At 51.7% G+C, this 1655-nt stretch carries 2 protein-coding genes; both read left to right on the forward strand.

Going from position 1 to position 1655, the window contains the following annotated elements; translation table 11 throughout:
• Positions 1-648: hypothetical protein (locus ACPLUI_RS14660; RefSeq protein ID WP_424660977.1), on the forward strand; the 648-nt coding region annotated here is incomplete at its 5' end.
• Positions 649-755: 107 nt separating this feature from the next.
• On the forward strand, positions 756-1007 hold the full coding sequence (locus ACPLUI_RS14665; protein WP_424660978.1) for a hypothetical protein: 252 nt from the start codon (positions 756-758) through the stop codon (positions 1005-1007).
• The last annotated feature ends 648 nt before the right edge of the window (positions 1008-1655 follow it).

Raw genomic sequence — 1655 nt, forward strand, 5'->3', positions numbered from 1 at the left:
AGGAAGCCTGTTTACCCGGTGGTGCTCAACCTGACGGGCAGGCCGCAGGAAGGCGAATACGGTTTTGACTGCCTGGACCTGACCGTGGTGGCCTTCAGCTACCGGGTGGTCAACCTGGCCGAGCTGCCGGGTGAGGACGTTTTAAGGTACGGGCCGGTGGGGATAGTACCGCTGGTGCCGCTGATGCGGCGGCAGATGCCGGACGAGGAACTGGTAGCCCGTTGCGCGAGACGCATAAGGGAAGCCCCGGCGGAATGGGTACCTGACCTGTACGTCGGCCTGGCTCTGTTCGCTCATCTGGGAAAGATTCCGGACGAAATCATTTTGAGGAACATCGAGGTGAGCAGGATGGAAGCGTCCCCGCTGTTTGAAGGGATTAAGCAAAAGTGGGTCAACGAAGGGATTCAGAAAGGGATTCAAGAAGGGATTCAGAAAGGGATTCAAGAAGGCTCAAGAGAAGACCGTATCGAAGCAATTCTTGAAGTTCTGGAAGAAAACACCGGGCGATACCCGGGTGAACTGGCAGTAAAACTGCGGGCGATTGAGGACATGAATACGCTGAAAATGCTTTTCCGCCGCGCAGTAAGGGTGAAAAGCCTGGAGGAGTTTTTAGCTGTTCTAAGTGACGTTCTCTCTTCAGCAAACTGAAAAGTGTGCTGAGGTGAGCAGGATGGAAACGTCCCCGCTGTTTGAAGGGATCAGGCAAAAATCGGTTGCGCAAGGAGAACAACAAGGCTTATAAAGCGCCATACTTGATGTGCTGGAGGAAAATCTGGGCGGTTCACCCTGAAGACATAGCCGAACAGATAAGGGAAATCAAGGAAGTAGCCGTATTGAAAAAGTTTCTCCGTAGTGCGGTGAAAGCGAAAAACATCGCTGAATTTACTCTTGTCCTCACAAGAATTAACGGTTTGCGAGTACCGAACAGCCGTCCGGCTGTTCTTTTTGTGTTCCGAAATGCAGCGGTACGTTGCAGAGTCCTTGTCCAAGCCCACAGCATTTGCTAAAATAAGACAAGGAATACCATAACTGCGGGCCTCACCTGCCGAGGAGATTCTTCTCCGAAAGGGGGTGGGGCAGGGATGATTACCGCACAAGATGTAATACAGATCGTGCAGGCAACCATCCAATTGCTCACCCTCGTGGTGCTCATCACCTACCGCAGGGAATAAGGTAAAAACCCTCTAAACTGTGCCAGCAGTTTAGAGGGTACAACCGGAAACCTCGGCAGGTCGAGGCACTCACGTCGCCTGTTATGGTATTCCCGTTTTTAATCTAACATATAGCCTCAATAATGTCAAGGAAGTAGACTGCCCGGCACTGCCGGGCTTTTCTATTTTTGGGGGCCGTTTTTGCCCCGGCCCGTGCTATAATATTCCAGAAGGTGGTGGTCTCTGGAACAAGAGTTCCTGTTCGGAAAGTATAACAACAGCGGGGAGTGGTATTATGCTGAGGTTCTTCTGGTTTGTCATCATACTGGCTCTCTTCGTCATTTTCATGCCGGGGATGCGTCCGGTGTAGGTATGGACAGACTTTCCAAAAAGGAGAGATGTTTACATGCGTAAAGCGACTGTGCTGTTTATTGCAGTTCTAATGCTCCTGAGCTTTGCTACCTTCGCGTGGGCGGAAACGCAGTATGACCCCAACAGCGGCCC

Origin of the sequence: Desulfofundulus sp., assembly GCF_049701015.1 — a bacterium.
GTDB lineage: Bacteria > Bacillota > Desulfotomaculia > Desulfotomaculales > Desulfovirgulaceae > Desulfofundulus.

Coding starts and splice junctions, on each gene's coding strand:
- ACPLUI_RS14665 (WP_424660978.1), top strand. CDS start 756: ATGTGCTGGAGGAAAATCTGGGCGGTTCACCCTGAAGACATAGCCGAA.